Here is a 21,452-nt window from a genome sequence, read left to right as displayed (position 1 = left end):
GACCGGAGGCCCGGAGGCCCGGCTCAGGGCACCGTGAACGACCGGACGGACCGCACCGAGCAGCACGGAGGGCACACGTCGTGGGCGTACGCACATGGATCGGCTCCTGGCCGGTCTACCGCCAGCTCAAGGGGACGGACCCGCTCGGCCGGGGCGCCGCCGCCAAGAGCCCGGCCAGCGAGCGGCTCACCCCCCGGGTCGCCACCGCGGACCGGGTGGTGAAGTCGGTGTGCCCGTACTGCGCCGTGGGCTGCGGCCAGAACGTGTACGTCGAGGGCGGGCGGGTCACGCAGATCGAGGGCGACCCGGACTCGCCGATCTCGCGCGGCCGGCTGTGCCCCAAGGGCTCGGCCAGCCTGCAGCTGACCACCGGCGGCGCCCGCGAGCACCATGTGCTGTACCGGCGGCCGTACGGCACCGAGTGGGAGCGCCTCGACCTCGCCACGGCGATGGACATGATCGCCGACCGGGTGATCGCGGCGCGCCGCTCCGGCTGGCAGTGGGAGGTCGACGGGACCCGCACCCGGCGCACGCTCGGCATCGCCAGCCTGGGCGGGGCCACGCTGGACAACGAAGAGAACTACCTGATCAAGAAGCTGTTCACGGCCCTGGGAGCCATTCAGATCGAGAACCAGGCGCGCGTTTGACACTCCTCCACCGTTCCCGGTCTGGGAACCTCGTTCGGCCGCGGCGGCGCGACCACCTTCCAGCAGGACCTGCAGAACGCCGACTGCATCGTCATCCAGGGCTCGAACATGGCCGAGTGTCATCCCGTCGGGTTCCAGTGGGTGATGGAGGCCAAGGCCCGCGGAGCGAAGGTGATCCACGTCGACCCGCGGTTCACCCGGACCAGTGCGCTGGCGGACCTGCACGTGCCGCTGCGCGCCGGCTCGGACATCGCCTTCCTCGGCGGGCTGATCAACTACGTCCTGCAGAACGGGAAGTACTTCCGCGAGTACGTGGTGGCCTACACCAACGCTCCCGTGGTGCTGCGCGAGGACTTCCGGGACACCGAGGACCTCGACGGCGTCTTCTCCGGCCTCGACCCCAAGACCCGCAGCTACGACAACAGCAGCTGGCAGTACGCGGGCACGGAGGTGCAGGCGGCCTCGGGCGCACGCGACCAGGAGTACGGGGAACGCACCGGCGGCGGCAGCTCGGTGGCCGAGGCCGCGCGGGGTGAGGCCCACGGGGCGGGCGGCGCGGCCCTCGGCGAGGGCGAGCCCGAGCGGGACGAGACCCTGACCCATCCGCGCTGCGTCTTCCAGGTGCTCAAGCGGCACTACGCCCGCTACACACCCGAGACGGTCGAGCGGATCTGCGGGGTGCCGCAGGACCTGTTCCGCCAGGTGTGCGAGCTCGTCACGGACAACTCCGGCCGGGAACGGACCACGGCCTTCGCCTACGCGGTCGGCTGGACCCAGCACACCGTGGGCGTGCAGTACATCCGCGGCGCCGCCGTGCTGCAGAGCCTGCTCGGCAACATCGGCCGGCCGGGCGGCGGCATCCTCGCGCTGCGCGGGCACGCCTCCATCCAGGGGTCGACGGACATCCCCACCCTCTTCAACCTGCTGCCCGGCTACATCCCGATGCCGCACGCGCACAAGAACGAGGACCTGGACGCGTTCGTGCAGGCGGAAGCCGCGCGCAAGGGCTACTGGGGCAACATGCGCGCCTACCTGGTGAGCCTGCTCAAGGCGTACTGGGGGAAGGCCGCGACGGCGGAGAACGACTTCTGCTTCGACTACCTGCCGCGGCTGACCGGATCCCACTCCACCTATGAAACGGTCATGGCCCAGCTGGAGGGAACCTGCAAGGGGTACTTCCTCATGGGCGAGAACCCCGCGGTCGGCTCGGCCAACTCGAAGATGCAGCGGCTGGGCATGGCCTGCCTGGACTGGCTCGTCGTACGGGACTTCTCCCTGATCGAGTCGGCCACCTGGTGGAAGGACGGCCCGGAGATCGAGACGGGAGAGCTGCGCACGGAGGACATCGGCACCGAGGTGTTCTTCCTGCCGGCCGCCGCACACACCGAGAAGGACGGCAGCTTCACCAACACCCAGCGCCTGCTGCAGTGGCACCACCAGGCCGTCGAACCGCCGGGCGAGGCGCGCAGCGACCTGTGGTTCACCTTCCACCTCGGGCGGATCATCCGGGACAGGCTCGCCGGGTCCACCGACCCGGTGGACCGGCCGGTGCTCGACCTCACCTGGGACTATCCCACCCAGGGCGAGACGGCGGAGCCGGACGCGGAGGCCGTCCTCGCCGAGATCAACGGGCGCGACGCCGAGGGGAACCCGCTGGCCTCCTACGAGCAGCTCAAGGACGACGGTTCCACCGCCTGCGGCTGCTGGATCTACTGCGGGGTCCACGCCGACGGCGTCAACCGGGCGGCTCGCCGCGAGCCCGGCGGGCGGCAGGACTGGATCGCGAGCGAGTGGGGCTGGGCCTGGCCGGCCAACCGCCGCATCCTCTACAACCGCGCCTCGGCGGACCCCGACGGCAGGCCGTGGAGCGAGCGCAAGGCGCTGGTGTGGTGGGACGCGGAGGAGGGGCGGTGGACGGGCCACGACGTCCCCGACTTCGCGAAGGACAAGCCACCCGGCCACCGGGCCCCGCGGGACGCGACCGGGCCCGCGGCGCTCTCGGGCACCGACCCGTTCATCATGCAGGCCGACGGCAAGGCATGGCTGTTCGTGCCCGCCGGGCTCACCGACGGACCGCTGCCCACCCACTACGAGCCGCAGGACTCGCCCTTCCCCAACCTGCTGTACGGGCGGCAGCGCAACCCGGTGCGGCAGTTGCTGCCACCGCATCCGGACAACCGCTACCAGCCCAGCGGCACCGAGCCGGGCTCGGAGGTGTTCCCGTACGTCGCCACCACCTACCGGCTCACCGAGCACCACACCGCGGGCGGCATGTCCCGCTGGCAGCCCTATCTGGCGGAGCTGCAGCCGGAGTTCTTCTGCGAGGTGTCACCCGGGCTCGCCGCCGAGCGGGGGCTGGAGCACACCGGATGGGCGACGATCGTCAGCGCCCGGGCCGTGATCGAGGCACGGGTGCTGGTCACCGACCGCGTGCCGCCGCTGACCGTGCACGGGCGCACCCTGCACCAGGTGGGGCTGCCCTACCACTGGGGGCCGAACGGCTACAGCACGGGCGACGCCGCCAACGAGCTGCTGCACATGTCGCTCGACCCGAACACCCATATCCAGGAGGCCAAGGCGTTCGCCGTCGACATCCGGCCGGGCCGCCGCCCCCGGGGCCCGGCGGCGGTGGAGCTGGTCCGCGTCTACCGGGCGCGCGCCGGTATCGACGAGCGCACCGGCACGGAACCCTGACCCCGCCGGTCGCGGCCGTGCGCGGGCCGGGCCGCCGGGGTCAGCGGAGCACGACCGAGTGCGGTCCGCGCGCGACGAGTTCCCCCACCACCGGGGCCCCGGGCACCTCCCCCGCCACCAGCAGGCCGCCCGAGGTCTGGGCATCGGCCAGGAGCAGCCGGGTGTCCGCGTCGGTGGTCCCGAAGTCCGTGCTGGTCGCCACCCACTCCAGGTTGCGCCGGGTGCCGCCGCTGACGTACCCGGCTCGCACCGCCTCCCGGGCCCCGTCCAGGTAGGGCACGGCGGCGGTGTCGACCACGGCGGTCACCCCGGACGCCCGGGCCAGCTTGTGCAGGTGGCCGAGGAACCCGAAGCCGGTCACGTCGGTGGCGCACACCGCACCGGCGGCCAGGGCCGCGGCGGCCGCGTCCCGGTTGAGGGCCGCCATCGTGGCCACGGCGTGGCCGAACCGCTCCCCGGTGGCCTTGTGGCGGTTGTTGAGCACGCCCAGGCCGAGGGGTTTGGTGAGCGACAGCGGCATGCCGGGGCGGCCGGTGTCGTTGCGCAGCAGCCGGGAGGGGTCGGCCAGGCCGGTGACGGCCATCCCGTACTTCGGTTCGGGGTCGTCCACGCTGTGGCCGCCTCCCACATGGCAGCCCGCCTCGGCGGCGACGTCCAGTCCGCCGCGCAGCACCTCGCGGGCCAGGTCGAACGGCAGGACGTCGCGGGGCCAGGCGAGGAGGTTGACGGCCAGGACCGGACGGCCGCCCATCGCGTACACGTCGGACAGGGCGTTGGCCGCGGCGATGCGCCCCCAGTCGTAGGGATCGTCGACGACGGGGGTGAAGAAGTCGGCGGTGGACACCACCGCCCGCTCCGCCGCGCCGTCCCGCCCGGGCAGCGTGACGACGGCCGCGTCGTCGCCGGTGGCCGCCCCGACGAGAAGCGGGAAGTCTGTCGTGGGCGGGAGCGCGGCGGACAACGCGCCGAGCACGTCCTCCAGTTCACCCGGCGGGATCTTGCAGGCGCAGCCGCCGCCGTGGGCGAACTGCGTGAGCCGTACGGGCGTTTCGCGCGTCGAGGTCATGCGGGCTCTCCTGGGTGGGTCGCGGATGGTGCCGGGACTTCTGGGTAGCCTGGCGGGTGGTGGAGGCGTGTGGGTGCCTGGTGGCCCTCCCGGTCTTCAAAACCGAGGTGCCCGAGGATCTCGGGCAGGCGGGTTCGATTCCCGTCCGCCTCCGCTCCTCACACCGGTCCGGCAGCGGCGGCGCTGATCGTCCACGCGTTCCGTGTGCCCGTGGGCGTCCAGGTACTCCAGCAGCGGCACGGCCACCCTGCGTGTGGTGCCGAGGGCCCGCCGTGCCTCGCTCAGGGTGAACGGCTGCGGCAGACGGGCGAGTACGGCGACGGCTCGGGCGTCCGCGCCCGGCAGCAGCAGGATGCCGTCGCCGACCCTCAGCAGTGCCCCCGCCGAGACGGCGGCGGCCACCGCCTTGCGGTCGAGACCCAGTTCGCCGAGGCGACCTGCTTCCGGCGCTTGGAACGGTGCCCGTGCCAGCTCGCGCCGCAGGGCGCCGACGGCTGCCCGGACGGTCGGCGGCAGTGCCGGCCGGACGCCGCCGGGACCGTACAACCGGCCCTGCCGGCACCGTAGTTCCCCGGTGCCCGGCGTCTCGGCGAGCGCGTCGACCAGGGCCCGGTCGGGCAGTTCGAGCAGGCGGCGGGCCGCCTCGGCCGGCAGGCCGGGCTCCAGGGGGTGCCGCTGTGCGTGGCGCTCCACCTCGGCGGCCAGGCGCTCCCTCAGTCCCGCCCAGTGGGCCTCGTCGGCCAGCCAGTCCCCGGTGACGGGCGCGGTGGGTGGGGGCACTCCCATCGCCAGCAGCTCCGAGCGGCGTACGAGGCCGCGCCGCCGGAGTTCCGCCGCGCCGTCGGGCCGGCCGGTCATGGCCGCCAGCTCCGCCGCCCGGGCCCGTCCGGCCCCTCGTCGCGTCAGCGGTGGGGGGCGCACGTCCAGGACGGTGACGCCGCAGGGTGTGCGCCGGCCGCCCGGCTCGCGCAGGACCGCACGGTCCCCGACGCGCAGGGGCAGTTCCCGGACGAGGGTCAGTCGGGCGGTGTCCTCACCGAGCAGGCGGACGGTCACCGGCACGGCGGCCGTGCCGATGTGCAGGGTGGCCGTCCGGGGCAGCTCGCCGACCGGCTCCCCGGTGACCCGGACGTCGATCAGGCCGGTGCGCAGCCAGCGGTCCGGTGACAGCAGCACCTGTCCCCGGCGCAGCAAGCCGTCACGGGGGCCGTGCACGTTCACGGCCACGCGCGCCACACCGCTGACGGCGGACCGCTCCTCGTGCAGGCACTGCAGCCCGCGCACCCGCAGCACGGCCGAACCGTCCCCGGTCACCAGGTGGTCGCCGACGCGCAGGGTGCCCGCACCGAGCGTGCCCGTCACCACGGTGCCGTGACCGCGCACCGTGAAGGCGCGGTCCAGCCACAGCCGCACGTCCGCGTCGGCCGGCGGGTCGGGCAGCGAGCCGGCCAGCCGGTCCAGCCGCGTGCGCAGTTCGTCCAGCCCGGCGCCGGTGACCGCGCTCACCGCGACGGACGGCACCCGGCCGAGCGAGGTGGCCGCCATGCGTGCGACGGCGTCGGCGCGCACGGGGGCGGGGTCCGCCAGGTCGCTGCGGGTCACCGCGAGCACGGCGTGCCGCACCCCGAGCGCGTCGAGGATCGCCAGGTGCTCCTGCGACTGCGGCTGCCAGCCCTGGTCGGCGGCGACCGCGAACAGCACGGCGGGGACGGGTCCGACCCCGGCCAGCATGGTGGGGACGAACCTCTCGTGGCCCGGCACGTCCACGAAGGCGAGATGGCTCCCGTCGGGGCCGAGCCGGGTCCATACGAATCCGAGGTCGAGGGTCAGCCCCCTGCGCCGCTCCTCCTCGAAGCGGTCGGGTTCCATCCCGGTCAGCGCCCGCACCAGGGCGGACTTGCCGTGGTCCACGTGCCCGGCGGTGGCCAGCACCCGCACGGCGCCTACCTCCCCGCGGCCGAGCGCACGGCCTCGGCCAGCCGTTCGTCGTCCCGCGGCGGCACCGCCCGCAGATCGAGCAGGCACCGCCCCGCCTCCAGACGCCCGACGACGGGAACGTGGCCCGTGCGCAGGGCGGCCGCGTACGGCTCCGGCAGGGACAGGGCCGCGCTGGGCAGCGTCACGCCCGGGGCCCCGCCGCCGCCCACCGTGGCGGCGCTCCCGACGGCACGTACGTCGATGCCGTGCGCGCCGAGGGCCGAGGCGAGCCCTTCGGCGCGGCGCACGAGCCCCGCCGGGTCGGCGGCCAGTGCGGCGGCGGTCGGCGTGTCGGGGCCGGTCAGGGTCGCCTCCAGGGCGGCCAGGGTCAGCTTGTCCACGCGCAGCGCGCGGGCCAGGGGATGGCGGGACACGGTGCGGACCACGGGCTCCGCTCCGAGCAGCAGCCCGCACTGGGGGCCGCCGAGGAGCTTGTCCCCACTGGCGGTGACGAGGGCGGCGCCCGCCGTCAACTGGCTCTCCGCATCGGGCTCTTCGGGCAGCAGCGGATGCGGGGCGAGCAGCCCGGAGCCGATGTCGACGACCACGGGCACGCCCAGCGCCGCCAGTTCACCGGTCCCGGCGGCACGCGTGAACCCGGTGATGCGGAAGTTGGAGGGGTGCACCTTCAGCACGAAACCCGTGTCCGGGCCGATCGCGGCGGCGTAGTCGGCGGCCGTCGTGCGGTTGGTGGTGCCGACCTCGCGGAGCCGGGCCCCGGTGGAGACGAGCAGGTCCGGCAGCCGGAAACCGTCCCCGATCTCGACCATCTCGCCGCGGCTGATGACGATGTCCTTTCCCGCGGCGAGCGCGGTGGCGGCCAGGACCAGGGCGGCGGCGCCGTTGTTGACGACGTGCGCGGCACCGGCGGACGGGACACGCCCGCACAGCGCGGCCAGGGCGGTGCGCCCGCGGCGGGCCCGTGCGCCGGTCGGCAGGTCCAGTTCGACGTCCGTGGCCCCGGCCGCCTCCTGCACGGCCCGGCGGGCCGCCGGGGACAGCGGCGCCCGCCCGAGGTTGGTGTGCAGCAGTACCCCGGTGGCGTTGATCACCGGCCGCAGTCCGCCGACCGTGGGCGGCAGCAGGGCGAGGGCCGTCTCCCGTACCTGCTCCGGTGGGATGGTGCCGTCGCGCGCCTGCTGCTGCGCCTGCCGGACCGCCGTCTTGACCACGCCCGGCCCCAGCCGGCGCGCCGCTTCCGCGAGGCGGGGGTCGCCCAGGACGGCGTCGGTACGGGGGACGCGGCGTCGCGCGTCGGCCGCCTCGCCGGCCTTTTCCCGTGTGACCCGCCGCTCCATGCAGCCACTCCCTCTCCGGCCCGGCCTGTCGGGGCTGTCCGGGGAAGCCCCATCGTCTCCCAGTGCCCACGGCCGGCCGCACGACACGCCGCGACGGCGCCGGGCCGGAGCGACGACACGCCGGAGCGGCCCCCCGGTGCCCGCCCGTTCAGGCCGGTCGCGCTCCCTGCACGCGGTAGCGCTCCGCGTCGGCCCACTTGACGTCCAGGCCGAGCCCCGGACGGCCGGTGTCGGGCCGCAGTGTGCCGCCGACCGGCGACAGGGTGCCGTCGAACAGCAGGCGCTCGACGCGCACATGGTCGTGGAAGTACTCCAGGTGCCGCAGCCGGCGCACCGCGCAGAAGGCATGGGCGGAAACGGCCGGGGCGCAGTGCGCGGACAGGTCGAGGTGCTGTGCCGCGGACAGGCCCGCGACCTCCAGCACCCCCGTGATCCCGCCGCAGCGGGTGACGTCCGCCTGGAGGCAGTCCACCGCGGGGCCGTCCGCGAGGCTGACGAAGTCCCGCAGGGTGAAGGCGTACTCGCCCGCGGCGATGTCCACCCGCTCCGGCCCCCGTTCGCGCAGCAGCCGCAGGCCCGTCAGGTCCGCGGAGCTGACGGGTTCCTCGAACCACCGCACGTCCCACTCGTCGTGGAACCTGCGCGCCCAGTAGAGCGCCTCCTTGCGGCCGAGCGCGCCGTTGGCGTCGGTGAAGACCTCCGTCCCGTCACCGACCGCCTCGCGCACGGCGGTCAGCCGCTGCGGATCACGTTCGGGCTCCCGCGAGGTCTTCAGCTTCACCCGGGTGATGCCCTGGCCGGCCCATCCGGCGGCCTGGCCGGCGAGGCGGTCGAGCGGGTAGTTCGTGAAGCCCCCGCTTCCGTAGACCGGGACCCTGTCGTGGTGGGCCGGGAGCACATGGATCAACGGGAGTCCCAGCAGCCTGGCCTTGAGGTCCCACAGGGCCACGTCCACCGCGGACAGCGCCATGAAGCCGACTCCGGGGCGCCCGGCGTTGCGGATCCGCTCGCCCATCCGCCGCCACAAGGCCGGCGGCGGGCAGGCGCGGTCCCCGCGCAGCAGCGGGACCAGTTGCGAGCAGATGAACGAGGCGACCGACACGTCTCCGTACGTGTACCCCAGCCCGGTCCTCCCGCCGCCGTGCACCCGTACCAGGACGAGGGTCGTGGACTCCCATTCCAGGGTGCCGTCCTGCTCCTTGCCGTCCGGGCCGTCCGTGGGGACCTCGAAGGCGTGAACGTCGACACCGTCGATGCGGCACTCGTCCAGTGCGGCCACCAGCGTCATGACGCCACTCCTCGGGACATGTCCCTGCCGTCACCACCGGGTGACCCGCGGGCCGTCCCAGTAAACGGCGGGGAGGGTCATGGACCGGCCGCTTCGAGGAGCTGGGCCAGCCGCGTCATCAGGTCGTCGCGGAAGAGCGCCCGGCCTTGGCGGACCCGGCGTTCCCGGTCGGGACCGGGTGCGGTGAGCCGCTCCAGCGCGCCGAGCAGGCCGGACTCGTCGGCGGCCAGGTCGGAGAGGCCGAGGGCGGCCATCCGCCGTACGCCGTCCGCGCCGTGGCCGGGCAGCGGGCGGTATCCCACCACCGGCAGACCCGCGGCGAGGGCCTGGACGGCGGTCTGCCCGGCCGCGTTGTCCACCAGGGCGCGGGCGGCACGCATCAGGCCGGGCATGTCGGCGACCCAGCCCAGGGTGAGGACGCCCGGGTGCTGGGGCAGCCGGCCGCGCAGCCGGTCGTTGCGGCCGCACAGCACCACCGGGAGGAAGCCGCGCCCGGCCAGCAGGGCGGCGGTCGCCGCGAGGCGGGAGCCGGCCCCCCACGCGCCCGCGGAGAGCAGGACGGGCGGGCGCCCGGGACCGTGGAGGGCGAAGCGCCGTGACCACTGCTCCGCCCCGGGGGCGGGTGCGGAGAAGGCGGGGGCCACGACCGGACCGGTCGTGTCGGCGGGCGTGGCGATGTCCTCGCGCACCGCGCGCGCCGCTTCGTCGGTGAGGCAGAGGTAGCGGTCGTTGCCGGGGTGGAGCCACTGCCGGTGGACGGCGAAGTCGATGAGGAAGACGGCGCTCGGCGCCCGGAGCAGCCCCCGGGAGCGGAGATCGCCCGTCAGCTGCGCGGCGAGATGGAAGACGGGGACCACGAGGTCCGCACCGGTGCGGTCCGCCAGACGCGCGAGGCGGCCGGCGGCGAGCCGGGCCAGCGGGACGCCGCTGGGGCGGCGGCCGGTTCCGCGGCGGAGGAACACGTGGTAGAGGCCACCGTAGGCCCAGGGAAAGTGCCGTACCGACGCCTGGTAGAAGGCGCGCAGTCCGCCGCCCAGGCCGTACGGCAGCAGCCGCAGCACGTCCACCACCGCTGTCCGGTGGCCGTGCTCCCGCAGGCGGCGCGCGAGTTCGGCGGCCACCGTGTCGTGTCCGGCCCCCATGCTCGCGCTGATGATCAGAACCCGCCGCGCCCCCGGCGCGGACCGTGCGGCGGGGTTCCGGTCGCTCGCGTCGCCCGACGCGGACACACAGGGGAAGATGTTCACATTGGTACCCATTGTCCCTGCCGTGCTCCCCGAAACGTCCGCCCACTTTGCGTTCCGACAGACCCGAGGCGAGCGGGTCCCGCCCGTCCGCCTCCTCCCGTACGAACCCGGGAGCGTCCGCATCCCGCCCGCCGTCCGGGGTTCGCCTTCGCAGCCGAGGTCAGCCGTCATGTCCCAAGCTCCCTCCCGCGCTCGATCCACGCCCGCGCTGTCCGAAGGAGACCCTGACCCGGCCGCAGGCCCCGCCGACCGCCGGTCGCCCGCCGGCCGGGCCGCCCGTCGGGGCACAGCGCTGGTGACCGGCGCGTCGTCCGGCATCGGCGCCGCCGTGGCGCGCCGGCTGGCCGCCGAGGACGACTGGCACCTGGTGCTCAACGGGCGTGACACGGCGCGACTCGCGCGCGTCGCCGAGCAGGCGTCGGCCGCCGCCTTTCCCGCGGATCTCACCCACGCGGGTGCCGAACGGCGGCTGGCCGAGTTCGCCCTCCGGCGCGCCGGCCGGGTGGACCTGCTGGTGGCCTGCGCCGGGATCGGCTGGGCCGGCGACTTCGGCGCCATGCCCCGGCCGGCGATCGACGACGTGATCGACGTGGATCTGCTGAGCACGGTGCGCCTGGTACGGCATCTGCTGCCGCACATGGTCGCGGCCGGCTCCGGGCGCGTGGTGCTGGTCGGATCGCTGGCGGGCGTCGTCAGCGTCCGCGGCGAGGCCGTGTACTCCGCCGCCAAGGCGGCGCTCGCCGCGTTCTCCGACGCCCTGCGGTACGAACTGCGCGGTACGGGCGTGGGAATCACCCATGTGGTCGCAGGGGTGGTGGACACACCGTTCTTCGAGCGCCGGGGCGTTCCCTACCGGCGGTCGTGGCCGAGGCCCGTGCCCCCCGAGCGCGTGGCGGACGCCGTCTGGTGCGCGGTCCGCCGGGGCAGGGACGAGGTCTACGTCCCCGGCTGGCTGCGCCTGCCCGCGCGGGTGCACGGCGCAGCGCCCGCCCTGTACCGGCGGCTCGCCGCCAAGTACGGATGAGCGGCAGGTGAGCGCCCTCACCGTCGTCCTCGCGCTGCTCTCGGCGCTGACCAACGCCTCGGCCTCCGTCCTGCAGCGGCGGGCGGCGGCGGCCGAACCCGGCGGCCCCGGGCTGCGGCACGCCGTGCGCTGGCTGGCGCATGTCCTGCGACGACCGCACTGGGTGGCGGGCGCGGGCCTGCTCGCGCTGACCACGGTGCTGCAGGCGGCCGCGCTGGCCACGGGCAGCCTGGCCGTGGTCCAGCCGCTGCAGGCCAGTGAGTTGCTGTTCACCCTCGCCGTCGGCGGTGTGGTCTTCCATCACCGTCCGAGCCGCCGGACCTGGCTGGCGTTCGCGGCGCTCGCCGCCGGCCTGGCCCTCTTCCTGGGCGCGGCCGCCCCCTCCACCGGCCGGTCCACCGGGTGGCCGGGGCGCTGGCTGCCGACGGGAGGCACGGTGCTGTGCGTGATCGCCGCCCTCGCCGCGGTGTCCTTCCTGGTGAGGGGCGCGCCGCGGGCCGCGCTGCTCGGGCTGTCGTCCGCCGTGTCGTTCTCCGCCACGGCCGCGCTGCTCAAGGAGGTCACGGGCCGGCTGGCACACGGGCCGGGCAGCGTGCTGGCGCAGTGGCCGCCCTACGCCACGGTCGGCGTCGGACTGATCGGCTTCCTGCTGTTGCAAGGGGCGCTGCGGGCCGGGACCCTGACGGCGTCCCAGCCGGCTCTCACCCTCGGTGACGCCCTGACCAGTGTGGTGCTCGGCGGGGTGCTGTTCGACGAGCAGATCGCCCTCGGGGTGCGCGTGCTGCCCGAGGTGGTCGGTGTCGCGCTCATCGGGGCGGGGAGCATCGGGCTGGCCGGCGCCCTGTCGGTCAGCGGCACCTGGGACGTCGCTCCGACGGGACCGGACGGACCGGGTCCGGGCGCCCAGGAGCCGGCGCCGCAGCGGTCGTGACACACGCCGGTGGGGCGGCGTACGGACGGACTTGGGACGAGAAGGAGGCGGACGACCCGGTGTCTCTCCCCCCGTGCCTGTGTCGCGCCCGGCAGACCGCCGTCGCGCTGGCGCCGCTCGCCGCCGTCACGGCCGCGCACATCGGCCCGGCCCTGACCTGGCTGCCGGGCCCGCGGCTGCGTCTCTTCCCGGGGCTCGCCGGTGTCGGCCGCCCCGACCATGTCGCTCTCACGTTCGACGACGGCCCCGATCCGGGGTCGACCCCGCGTTTCCTCGACGCGCTGGACGACCTCGGCGTGCGGGCCACCTTCTTCGTGCTGGGCGAGAGCGTCGTACGGCATCCGGCGCTGACCCGCGAAACCGCCGAGCGGGGGCACGAACTCGCGGTGCACGGCTGGGCCCACGACCGCCCCTGGCTGCCCGCCGCCGCCCGGGAGAGGGCGGGGCTCGTCCGCGCGGTCCGGGCGGTCCACGAGATCGGGGGGCGTCGGCCGCAGTGGTACCGCCCGCCGTACGGGATTCTCACGACGGCGCGGTGGACGGCGGCCCGCAGGACCGGGCTGCGGCCCGTCCTGTGGACCGCCTGGGCCAGGGACTGGAGTGCCGCGGCGACGCCCGAGTCCGTGCGCGCCCTGGTCGGCGCCGGCCTGCACGGCGGGGGGACCCTGCTGCTGCACGACTCCGACCGGGTCTCCGCCCCGGGCTGCTGGCGGGCGGCGCTGGGGGCGCTGCCCGGCATCGTCGACGGCTGCCGCGCGGCGGGGCTGGCGGTGGGCCCGCTGGCGGAGCACGGCACCAGGGCCGAGTGACGGGCCGGGGCCCGTGACGTCCCGTCCGGCCGAGGGCCCGCCTCCGCCACGGGGCCGCGGCGGCGGCCGTCCTCCCCCGCGGCCCGACACGAAGACCCAATTGGCCGCATGCGCGTGCACACCAGGCCCGGTTACGGGATCTTTATCCGCATGAATTCCCATCCATGGCGTTTTTCAACGGTTCGGGGTTTTTGATGGCCACACAGACGGAACCGGTCGCACTCGCACCGGTCGAAGGACGTCGGAGGGCCGGCCACGCCATCGTGTCCTGGCTGACCACGACGGACCACAAGAAGATCGGGCAGATGTACCTGGTCACCGCGTTCGTGTTCTTCCTGGCCGGCGGGGTGATGGCGCTGATGCTGCGGGCGGAGCTGGCACGGCCCGGCCTGCAGATCATGTCCAACGAGCAGTACAACCAGTTGTTCACGATGCACGGCACGGTGATGCTGCTGCTGTTCGCGACGCCGACGTTCGTCGGGTTCACCAACGTGGTGATGCCCCTGCAGATCGGGGCGCCCGACGTGGCGTTCCCCCGGCTGAACATGCTCGGCTACTGGATGTTCCTCTTCGGCAGCCTGATCGCGCTCAGCGGCTTCCTCACCCCGCAGGGGGCCGCCGACTTCGGCTGGACGGCCTACACCCCGCTCAGCGGCCACATCCACACGCCGCAGCTCGGCGGCGACCTGTGGATCCTGGGGCTCGGGTTCTCCGGGGTCGGCACCATTCTCGGCGCGGTCAACTTCCTGACCACGATCCTGTGCATGCGCGCGCCCGGTCTGACGATGTTCCGCATGCCGATCTTCACCTGGAACGCCCTGCTGACCTCGGTCCTGATCGTGCTCGTCTTCCCCCCGCTCGCGGCGACCCTGCTGGCCCTGGAGTTCGACCGCCGGTTCGGCGCCCAGATCTACAACCCCGAGAACGGCGGACCGATCCTGTTCCAGCACCTGTTCTGGTTCTTCGGCCACCCGGAGGTCTACGTCCTGGCACTGCCGTTCTTCGGCGTGGTCAGCGAGATCATCCCGGTCTTCTCACGCAAGCCGATCTTCGGCTACATGGGCCTGGTCGGCGCGACGATCACCATCACGGGCCTGTCCATGAGCGTGTGGGCCCACCATATGTTCGCCACCGGCGCCGTCCTGCTGCCGTTCTTCTCCTTCCTCTCCTTCATGATCGCCGTACCCACCGGTGTGAAGTTCTTCAACTGGATCGGCACCCTGTGGCGGGGCTCGCTGTCCTTCGAGACGCCCATGCTGTGGACGATGGGCTTCCTGGTCACCTTCCTCTTCGGCGGGCTGACCGGAATCTTCCTCGCCTCGCCGCCGATGGACTGGCACGTCACCGACGGCTACTTCGTGGTCGCCCACTTCCACTACACGCTCTTCGGCACGATCGTGTTCGCGACGTTCGCCGCGTACCACTTCTGGTGGCCGAAGATGACCGGCAAGATGCTCGACGAACGGCTGGGCAAGATCCACTTCTGGACCGTCTTCATCGGCTTCCAGCTCACCTTCCTCATCCAGCACTGGCTCGGTGTCGAAGGCATGCCCCGCCGCTACGCCGACTACCTCTCGGCCGACGGCTTCACCGCGCTGAACACCGTCTCGAGCATCGGCTCCTTCCTGCTCGGCCTGTCCACCCTGCCGTTCCTGTACAACGTGTGGAAGACCGCCAAGTACGGCAAACGCGTCGAGGTCGACGACCCCTGGGGATACGGACGTTCGCTGGAGTGGGCGACCTCCTGCCCACCGCCGCGGCACAACTTCACCACCCTGCCCCGGATCCGCTCCGAGTCCCCCGCCTTCGAGCTGCACCATCCCGACGTGGCCGAGATCGGCTACCGCGAGTACGCCGGCGAGAGCGGCGTGACCGAGAGCCGGGGGCGCGAGGGAAACCTGCCGTGACGGGCGGCCCGGACGACAGAGCCCCCTCGGACCAGGGACGCGCACTCGCCGCCGAGGTCGAGGGCTACCTCCTCGCCCGCGCCGAGTACGACACCGCACACCGGGAGGCCGAGTCCCTCTGCGCACGGCTCCCCTGGCTGACCACGGAGCAGGCCGAAGACCTCACACGCCACTACATCGGCCAACGCCTCGACGTCACACGCCAGATACTGACCACCATCACGCGGCGCGCCGGAGAACTGCGAGAGGAGTACGAAGCCCGCTACGCCGTCCTCCGGCGCGCCCTGCTCAAGACCCACGCCGCCTTCGCCTGCGCGCTTCTGGCCGGCGCGGGCGGTCTCAGTGCGGCGCTGTGCACACTGACCCGGTAGACCGCAGCCGCGCCGGGCCGACGGCCCGGTCCGACGGGGAATCGGCGCGCAGCGCGCCCCGGAACACCCTCCGCCCCCTTGCTCGCCCCAGGCGCCACCTACCGGGCGGCTCGGCTCCCCTCCGCTCCCGGTGCCGGACGGACTGCCGGTGTCCGGCACCAGGACCGTCCGCCGTGCTCCCCTCAGGGGCGGCCGGTATCGGTCCAGCCCAGCGGATGGGCCCCCAGGGCGTTCGAGACCGGGACCGGTGGCTCCCCGCCCGCCTCGTTGAACGCGGTCAACGCCTCGACCAGCGCGGCCCGTTGCCCGGGACCCAGCCGCTCGACGATCGCGGCGATCTCGGCACGGCGCCGCGCGGTGACGTCCACGACCGTCCGCCGCCCCTCGTCGGTCAGCCGCAGCAGGGTCTCACGGCGGTTGTCCGGGTTGACCTGACGGTCGGCCAGCCCGGCGGCGATCAGTCGGTCCACCATGCGCATCGCCGTCGACGGCGCCACCTGCAGCAGGTCCGCCAGAGCGACCAGCTTCGTGGCGCCGCGCATCGACAGCACCACCAGCATCCGGAACTGGGGCAGGGTGACCCGGTCCTCGACCGCGGCCAGCGAACGAGCGGAGACCGCGACCAGCAACCGTGACGCGGTCAGCACCGCGCGCGTGACCGCGTCCACGTCGTCCATGCCCGTCATGAGGGTTTCACGCTCCGGCATGGCTCCTTTCTATCGCGCCGAACTGCCTGCCCAGGCGAATGATCGGAACAGATTTTCCCTTCCCATGACCGTGCCGGCACCGGCGCCCGCGCACCTGTCACCGGGCGCTGCCCCAAGCGGAGTCACGCGTCCGGGCATTCCCCCGAACCACCGGCGCCGGGCTGTGCCATCCTCAAGCGGGGGAACCGAGCCGACGGCCGACCACCGCCCGGCGCCCGGGGTGGAAGCGGCACCATGCACACGGCACAGGGCAGTGGCACGGCCGTCGGCTCGCCCCAGGGGCAAGGCCGCCGGGGGCACGGCCGGACACGGACGAAGCGGTGGCCACACCGTCACCGTGTGACGCACACCACATAGTCGCGTGCAAGTTTTACCCCGGGCAATGATCGATCCACCGGATACATCCGTATCTCCTGGCACACACGCTCCACACCTCGGGAGGCACTATGCCCGTCTCGCGCGCAGCGGGAGGAACAGCCGTCGTCGTCGGTGCGCTGGGCCTGACCCTCATCGCCCTCGCCTACCCCGCCATGCTCGGCGTCCAGACCACGTCCGGCTCCCCGAACCTCGTCATCGCCAGCACCCGTTACGGCCCCCTGACCGAGGCCGACCGCGACTTCGTCGTCAAGGTCCGCTCGGCCGGGCTGTGGGAGTACCCGCTCGGCGAACTGGCCATGGCGAAGGGCTCGACGCCGGAGATGAAGGAGGCCGGCAAACACCTGGTCGTCGGTCACGCCGGACTCGACGAGCTGTGCCGCAAGATCGCCCCGGAGCTGGGTATCACCCTGCCCAACCAGGCCACCCCGCAGCAGCAGCAGTTCGTGGCGACCTCGCAGGCCGCCTCCGGCAGGGAGTTCGACACCACGGCCGCCAACATCATGCGCGTGACCCACGGTCAGATCTTCCCGACCATCGCCAAGATCCGCGCCACCACCAAAAACACCCTTGTGCGTCAGCTCGCCGACCTGGCCAACGACACCGTCCTCGACCACATCACGGTGCTGGAGAAGACCGGGGTGGTCAACTTCGACCAGGTCCTCTTCCAGCAGACCACCCCGCCGAAGCTTCCCAATGAGCAGCTCACCCCGCCACCGCCCGCACCCGGCGCGCCGGTCGTGGTCCTCACCCCCCGACCCGACCTGAACGTGAACACCGTCTCCCCGACGCCCAGTCCGGCGATCGGCTGATCAGCGGAGGGGCGTCCGCGACGGCTCCAGGGCGACCGGAAGCCTCTCCAGTCCCCGGAAGGCGGGGAAGGGCACCTTCAGCCACTCCGCCTCGTCCGGGGAAACGGCGAGATCGATGGCGGGGAACCTCTCGAAGAGCGTGGTCAACGCGATCCGCATCTCCATCCTGGCCAGGGGCGCGCCGAGGCAGTAGTGGGGACCGCTGCCGAAGCCGAGGTGGGAACTCTGCAGTCCCTGCCTCCGCACGTCGAAGGTGTCGGGTGAGGCGAACCTCTCCGGGTCCCGGTTGGCGGAAGCCACCGACACCTGGACGAGTGAGCCCTTGGGGATGGTGGTGTCCCTGAGCGTGATGTCCTCAAGCGCGTGCCGGAACGTCGCGTTCTCGACGGAGCCCTCGTAGCGGATGATCTCCTCGATCGCGTTCGGCAGGAGTTCCGGCTCCGCCAGGACCGCCTGGAGCTGATCGCGATGGGTCAACAGGTTGAACACGGCGTTGCCGATGAGGTACGCCGTCGTCTTGTGGCCGGCGAAGAGCAGCACCCACAGGGTCGACAGCAGCTCGCCGTCGGTCATGGCCCCCTGCTCGTCCTGGGTCCGGATGAGCGCGCCCAGAAGATCGTCCGTCGGTTCCCGGCGCCTGCGCGCGATGAGTTCCACGAAATACTCCCGCAGCGCCCCTTCGGCCAGCGCCAGTTTCTCCTTGTCCTCTTTGCTGAATCCCGTGCGCGCCACCACGGCGCACCATTTCTGCATGTCCGCCCGCTCGCCCTCGGGAATTCCCAGGAGTTCGCAGATCACGATGAGCGGGAGCGGGAAGGCGAACGACGACAGCAGGTCGATGGGGGCACTCGTGGAGCAGCTTCCCAGCAGTTCGTCGGCGATCTCCTGGATGCGGGGGCGCAGGGATTCGATACGGCGGGGACTGAACGCACTGTTGACGATGCGGCGCAGCCGGGTGTGTTTGGGCGGGTCCGCGAAGAGCATGTTGTCGTCCAGGGCGATGGACGAGTCACCGAAGATGGTGTGGTAGGCGTCCATGGCCGCGTACATGTCCTTGCTGATGCGCGGATCCGTCAGGGCGGCCTTGGCGTCGTCGTACCGCGTGATCAGGTAGGTGTCCACGCCGTGCGGCGGAGACAGGCGGCACACGGGGGCCGACTCGCGCAGGCGCGCGTACACCGGATGGGGATCGGCGCGGTAGGCGGCCGAGCCGCGCGATGCCGCCGCGATCGCCTGCTCCGTCGATTCCACGCCGTCCCGTTCGTCGAGCTGAGTCATTTTCCCGCCTTTCTGAGGGGTTCGCGTCGCGGCCACGGGACAGCGATGCCTGAGGTTCGGTCACTCATTCCCCGGCCGGGTCCCGGCCACAAACGCGATTCACCCGATCGACGGTGCGGGACGGGCCGGGCGTCGGCCGCCGTAGTACCGCGATGGTGGTCGGGCTGAAAGTTGGCTCGCTGTTCGGGTGACTGCCGGATATGGCCCGGCACCGCGTGGCAAAAGGACAGGGACCCAGCCATGGCAGCCCGGGCCGCTTCCTCGCAAGGCTGCTGACCGCAGAGGAGAACACCCCATGAATGAACGCGGCGACGACTACGTGCCCGTCCTGGTCGTAGGGGGCTCGCTCGTAGGCTTGTCCGCATCCGTTTTCCTCGGACGTCTCGGCATCCGGCACCGTGTCGTCGAACGCCATGCGGCCACGTCGGCACATCCGCGTGGCCGCGGCAACAACATGCGGACCATGGAACTCTTCCGGACCGCGGGGCTCGAACCGCAGATCCGGAAAGCCGCGGCCACCCTGTCGAAGAACCATGGAATTCTTCAGGTGGACACCCTGCGCGGCGGGAGCCGGCGATGGCTTTCGGCACGGATCACGGGCCGGCCGCCCGAGGCCGACCTCTGTTCGACGGTCCGGTGCGCCTGCAGTCAGAACGACCTGGAACCCGTACTGCTGCAGGGTGCCCGTGACCTGGGCGGGGACGTGCGCTTCAGCACGGAGCTGCTGTCGTTCACACAGGACGCCCACGGCGTGCGGGCCGTCGTCCAGGCCAGGGATTCCGGTGAGATCTCCACGGTGACGGCGGACTACCTCTTCGCCGCCGACGGCCCCCGCAGCCCTGTGCGCCAGCGGCTCGGTATCGAGCACTCGGGATCGGGAGATCTGTTCCACAACATCAGCATCACCTTCCGCAGCAAGCTGCTGCGCGAGGTGGCGGGAGAGCAGCTCTTCGTGGTCTGCTACGTCACCGACCCGGACGGCGAGGGGGTCCTGCTGCCCGTGGACAACGAGGAGCAGTGGGTCTTCCATCTGCCGTGGTTCCCCGAGCGCGGCCAGACACTGGACCACTTCACCGACGACCGGTGCGTCGAGCACATCCGGGCGGCGGCCGGAGTGCGCGACCTGGATGTCGAGGTCACCGGAAAGGCCCCCTGGCACGCTGCGGACCGCGTGGCGAACAGCTATCGCGACGGACGGGTGTTCCTCATGGGCGATTCCGCCCACGAAATGCCGCCGACGGGCGCGTTCGGCTCCAACACCGGTATCCAGGACGCGCACAATCTCGCCTGGAAGATCGCCGCGGTGCTGCGCGGCTGGGCGGACCCCGCCCTGCTGGACAGTTACGAGGCCGAACGCCGGCCGGTGGCGCAGGCGACGAGCGCGCGCGCCACGGAGCAGGCGGCCCGGGAACAGCACCCCGGCTACACGGCGAGGTCGGCGTCGAACGAGGCCACCGACCTGATGACCACAGCGCTGGGCTACCGCTATGTCTCGGCGGCGGTGATCGGCGCGCCCGCGGACGAGCCCCTCATCCCGGACCGACTGCGGTTGAGCGCCGAGCCCGGTACGCGTGCGCCGCACATGTGGGTCGCCCGCGACGGGGCGACCGTGTCCACCATCGATCTGTACGAGCGGTCGTTCGTCCTGCTCTGTGAGCGCCCCGGCTGGCGCGCCGCCGCCCGGAGCGTGGGTGCGAAGCTCGATGTGCCCCTCGACTCCTACACCATCGGCGGCGGCGCGGGATACGACCTGGACACCGGCGACGGTCCGGAGTGGTCGTCGGTGCACGGCACGACACCGGAGGGCGCGGTCCTCGTGCGGCCGGACGGCTTCGTCGCATGGCGGACCGATGACGAGCCCTCGGACATGGAGAGGTCGCTGACCGACGTTCTGCTGCGGATTCTCGGGCGCTGACCATGGCACCGCTGCAGACGACCGCGGAGGCGGCCCCGGGGGCCGACAGGGACAACGACGCGCCGGCGGACGGCGATGCGCGCCGGGCGCGAGTGGACGTCCACCATCACTACACCGCACCGGAATGGCTCGACTGGGCCGAGCGGAACGACATCGTCCAGCGCCGGAACCTGCCGCCCTGGACCCGGTGGGACCTCGACACGGCTCTCGCGGTGATGGACGGCGCGGGCATCCGGACCAGCGTGCTGACCGTCGCCATGCTGGGAAGGCTCCGGGACCCGAAGGCGCGCAAGGAGAGCGCCCGCGTCGCCCTGCGCTCCGCCGGCGACCTCGTCGCCGGCCACCCCGATCGCTTTGCGTTCTACACCCCGGTCTTCCTGGAGAGCCCCGACCTGTCGGCCTGGTCGGTCGGTTACGGAATGGACGAGCTCGGGGCGGTCGGGGTCAGCGTCCGGACGAGCGTCGGAGGCGTCCATCTGGGCCATCCCTCCCACGGGAGGATCCTGGCGGAACTCGACGAACGCTCGGCCGTGATCAGCACACACCCGATGGAGGTGCCCGGAGGCGGGGGAGGACTCGACGGCGTCCCGCCGTTCCTGTGCGACTTCCTGATGGACACCACCCAGGCGGCCATCAGTCTCATCGTGAACGGGACCCTGGACCGCTACCCGAATCTCACGTTCATCCTGCCGCACGGAGGCGGCTTCCTCCCCTACATCGCGAGCCGCGTCGAACTCTTCGCCCACTGCCTGACGCCGAAGGTGGAACCGGCGCGGGTCCGCGACTACCTGCACCGGTTCTACTACGACACGGCCGGGCCCATGTCGCCGTCGGCCACGCCGACCCTGCTGTCCGCCGTGGGTTCCTCCCGGATCCTCTACGGCAGCGACTGGCCCCCCACCCCGTCCCACCTGGTCACCGGCGTCACCGCGCCGTCGCTCGACAACGACCCGGCCCTCGACGAGGAGCAGCGCCGTCGCATCAACCGTGACAACGCTCACAGTCTCCTCCCCTCACTCGCCGCGGGGCACGGGCCCTCGGGGAGCCCGTCTCAAGACCCGGACCAGCAGGGAGCTAGCATGTGAGCACCGCCTAGCTCGAAAGAT

16 protein-coding genes, 1 tRNA gene and 2 pseudogenes are annotated in these 21,452 nt (G+C 72.8%); 11 read left to right on the top strand and 8 right to left on the bottom strand.

The genetic code is table 11. The annotated features are described in order from the left end of the window. Positions 1–80 precede the first annotated feature (80 nt). Positions 81–3,341, top strand: a complete 3,261-nt coding sequence (fdh, locus tag ACZ79I_RS37675; protein WP_471503976.1) for a formate dehydrogenase — start codon at positions 81–83, stop codon at positions 3,339–3,341. Between the two features lie 40 nt (positions 3,342–3,381). Here fdh and selD read toward each other — a convergent pair whose 3' ends face one another. Further along, a complete protein-coding gene (gene selD / locus ACZ79I_RS37670; RefSeq protein WP_471503974.1) occupies positions 3,382–4,407 on the bottom strand; it encodes a selenide, water dikinase SelD in 1,026 nt (341 codons plus the stop codon). Positions 4,408–4,468: 61 nt separating this feature from the next. On the opposite strand from selD, the gene ACZ79I_RS37665 reads away from it, so the two are divergent. Then, positions 4,469–4,561: transfer RNA gene (locus ACZ79I_RS37665), tRNA-Sec, on the top strand. Between the two features lie 83 nt (positions 4,562–4,644). Here ACZ79I_RS37665 and ACZ79I_RS37660 read toward each other — a convergent pair. Then, positions 4,645–5,193, bottom strand: a pseudogene (locus tag ACZ79I_RS37660) (selenocysteine-specific translation elongation factor); the annotation flags it as partial. Here ACZ79I_RS37660 and ACZ79I_RS37655 point away from each other — a divergent pair. Further along, the gene (locus ACZ79I_RS37655) at positions 5,089–5,574 is read left to right on the top strand and encodes a hypothetical protein (RefSeq protein WP_471503972.1); all 486 of its coding nucleotides are present in this window, start codon (positions 5,089–5,091) and stop codon (positions 5,572–5,574) included. The pseudogene ACZ79I_RS37660 and the gene ACZ79I_RS37655 sit on opposite strands and share 105 nt — an antisense overlap. A 294-nt stretch (positions 5,575–5,868) precedes the next feature. On the opposite strand, the pseudogene ACZ79I_RS37650 reads toward ACZ79I_RS37655, so the two are convergent. The 4 genes and pseudogenes from ACZ79I_RS37650 to ACZ79I_RS37635 all read right to left on the bottom strand — a co-directional run. Beyond that, positions 5,869–6,339, bottom strand: a pseudogene (locus tag ACZ79I_RS37650) (GTP-binding protein); the annotation flags it as partial. 11 nt (positions 6,340–6,350) lie between these two features. After that, the gene (gene selA, locus ACZ79I_RS37645; protein WP_471503970.1) at positions 6,351–7,682 is read right to left on the bottom strand and encodes an L-seryl-tRNA(Sec) selenium transferase; all 1,332 of its coding nucleotides are present in this window, start codon (positions 7,680–7,682) and stop codon (positions 6,351–6,353) included. 148 nt (positions 7,683–7,830) lie between these two features. Further along, complete coding sequence (locus ACZ79I_RS37640) at positions 7,831–8,970, bottom strand: enolase C-terminal domain-like protein (protein ID WP_471503968.1); 1,140 nt, start codon at positions 8,968–8,970, stop codon at positions 7,831–7,833. A gap of 77 nt (positions 8,971–9,047) precedes the next feature. Next, complete coding sequence (locus ACZ79I_RS37635) at positions 9,048–10,229, bottom strand: MGDG synthase family glycosyltransferase (RefSeq protein WP_471503966.1); 1,182 nt, start codon at positions 10,227–10,229, stop codon at positions 9,048–9,050. Positions 10,230–10,386: 157 nt separating this feature from the next. Between ACZ79I_RS37635 and ACZ79I_RS37630 the strand changes: the two genes are divergently transcribed. The 5 genes from ACZ79I_RS37630 (at position 10,387) to ACZ79I_RS37610 (ending at position 15,259) form a co-directional block, all read left to right on the top strand. Further along, positions 10,387–11,241 carry an SDR family NAD(P)-dependent oxidoreductase gene (locus ACZ79I_RS37630; protein ID WP_471503964.1) on the top strand — a complete coding sequence of 285 codons (855 nt, stop codon included), beginning with the start codon at positions 10,387–10,389 and terminating at the stop codon, positions 11,239–11,241. Positions 11,242–11,248: 7 nt separating this feature from the next. After that, a complete protein-coding gene (locus ACZ79I_RS37625; protein WP_471503962.1) occupies positions 11,249–12,172 on the top strand; it encodes a DMT family transporter in 924 nt (307 codons plus the stop codon). 59 nt (positions 12,173–12,231) lie between these two features. Beyond that, on the top strand, positions 12,232–12,981 hold the full coding sequence (locus ACZ79I_RS37620; protein ID WP_471503960.1) for a polysaccharide deacetylase family protein: 750 nt from the start codon (positions 12,232–12,234) through the stop codon (positions 12,979–12,981). A gap of 194 nt (positions 12,982–13,175) precedes the next feature. After that, positions 13,176–14,888: an aa3-type cytochrome oxidase subunit I gene (gene ctaD, locus ACZ79I_RS37615; protein ID WP_471503958.1), complete on the top strand. Its 1,713-nt coding sequence runs from the start codon at positions 13,176–13,178 to the stop codon at positions 14,886–14,888. Continuing rightward, entirely contained in the window at positions 14,885–15,259 is a 375-nt protein-coding gene (locus ACZ79I_RS37610) for a hypothetical protein (protein WP_471503956.1), read from the top strand. Before ctaD ends, ACZ79I_RS37610 begins: the two co-directional genes overlap by 4 nt. Before the next feature lie 182 nt (positions 15,260–15,441). On the opposite strand, the gene ACZ79I_RS37605 is transcribed toward ACZ79I_RS37610, so the two are convergent. Then, a complete protein-coding gene (locus ACZ79I_RS37605) occupies positions 15,442–15,966 on the bottom strand; it encodes a MarR family winged helix-turn-helix transcriptional regulator (protein WP_471503954.1) in 525 nt (174 codons plus the stop codon). Between the two features lie 446 nt (positions 15,967–16,412). On the opposite strand from ACZ79I_RS37605, the gene ACZ79I_RS37600 reads away from it, so the two are divergent. Then, positions 16,413–17,153: a DUF4142 domain-containing protein gene (locus ACZ79I_RS37600; RefSeq protein ID WP_471503952.1), complete on the top strand. Its 741-nt coding sequence runs from the start codon at positions 16,413–16,415 to the stop codon at positions 17,151–17,153. Here the strand turns inward: ACZ79I_RS37600 and ACZ79I_RS37595 are convergent, their stop codons facing one another. Next, the gene (locus tag ACZ79I_RS37595; protein ID WP_471503950.1) at positions 17,154–18,431 is read right to left on the bottom strand and encodes a cytochrome P450 family protein; all 1,278 of its coding nucleotides are present in this window, start codon (positions 18,429–18,431) and stop codon (positions 17,154–17,156) included. Between the two features lie 295 nt (positions 18,432–18,726). Here ACZ79I_RS37595 and ACZ79I_RS37590 point away from each other — a divergent pair, with 295 nt between their 5' ends. Then, positions 18,727–20,346, top strand: coding sequence for an FAD-dependent monooxygenase (locus ACZ79I_RS37590; protein ID WP_471503948.1), 1,620 nt, complete (start codon positions 18,727–18,729; stop codon positions 20,344–20,346). A gap of 2 nt (positions 20,347–20,348) precedes the next feature. Further along, positions 20,349–21,431 (top strand): amidohydrolase family protein, encoded by a 1,083-nt coding sequence (locus ACZ79I_RS37585; protein WP_471503945.1) that lies wholly within the window; start codon positions 20,349–20,351, stop codon positions 21,429–21,431. Positions 21,432–21,452 lie beyond the last annotated feature (21 nt).

This window comes from Streptomyces sp. PSU-S4-23, assembly GCF_055632315.1.
Note: the sequence above shows the minus strand (reverse complement) of the source record. Positions and strands in the feature narration are given on the sequence as shown.

Excerpts from the sequence above, each read along its gene's own strand:
- ACZ79I_RS37590 (WP_471503948.1), top strand. The coding sequence starts at position 18,727 with ATGAATGAACGCGGCGACGACTACGTGCCCGTCCTGGTCGTAGGGGGC.
- selA (WP_471503970.1), bottom strand. The coding sequence starts at position 7,682 with ATGGAGCGGCGGGTCACACGGGAAAAGGCCGGCGAGGCGGCCGACGCG.
- ACZ79I_RS37635 (WP_471503966.1), bottom strand. The coding sequence starts at position 10,229 with ATGGGTACCAATGTGAACATCTTCCCCTGTGTGTCCGCGTCGGGCGAC.
- ACZ79I_RS37630 (WP_471503964.1), top strand. The coding sequence starts at position 10,387 with ATGTCCCAAGCTCCCTCCCGCGCTCGATCCACGCCCGCGCTGTCCGAA.
- ACZ79I_RS37640 (WP_471503968.1), bottom strand. The coding sequence starts at position 8,970 with ATGACGCTGGTGGCCGCACTGGACGAGTGCCGCATCGACGGTGTCGAC.
- ACZ79I_RS37600 (WP_471503952.1), top strand. The coding sequence starts at position 16,413 with ATGCCCGTCTCGCGCGCAGCGGGAGGAACAGCCGTCGTCGTCGGTGCG.
- ACZ79I_RS37605 (WP_471503954.1), bottom strand. The coding sequence starts at position 15,966 with ATGCCGGAGCGTGAAACCCTCATGACGGGCATGGACGACGTGGACGCG.
- ACZ79I_RS37595 (WP_471503950.1), bottom strand. The coding sequence starts at position 18,431 with ATGACTCAGCTCGACGAACGGGACGGCGTGGAATCGACGGAGCAGGCG.
- ctaD (WP_471503958.1), top strand. The coding sequence starts at position 13,176 with ATGGCCACACAGACGGAACCGGTCGCACTCGCACCGGTCGAAGGACGT.
- selD (WP_471503974.1), bottom strand. The coding sequence starts at position 4,407 with ATGACCTCGACGCGCGAAACGCCCGTACGGCTCACGCAGTTCGCCCAC.
- ACZ79I_RS37585 (WP_471503945.1), top strand. The coding sequence starts at position 20,349 with ATGGCACCGCTGCAGACGACCGCGGAGGCGGCCCCGGGGGCCGACAGG.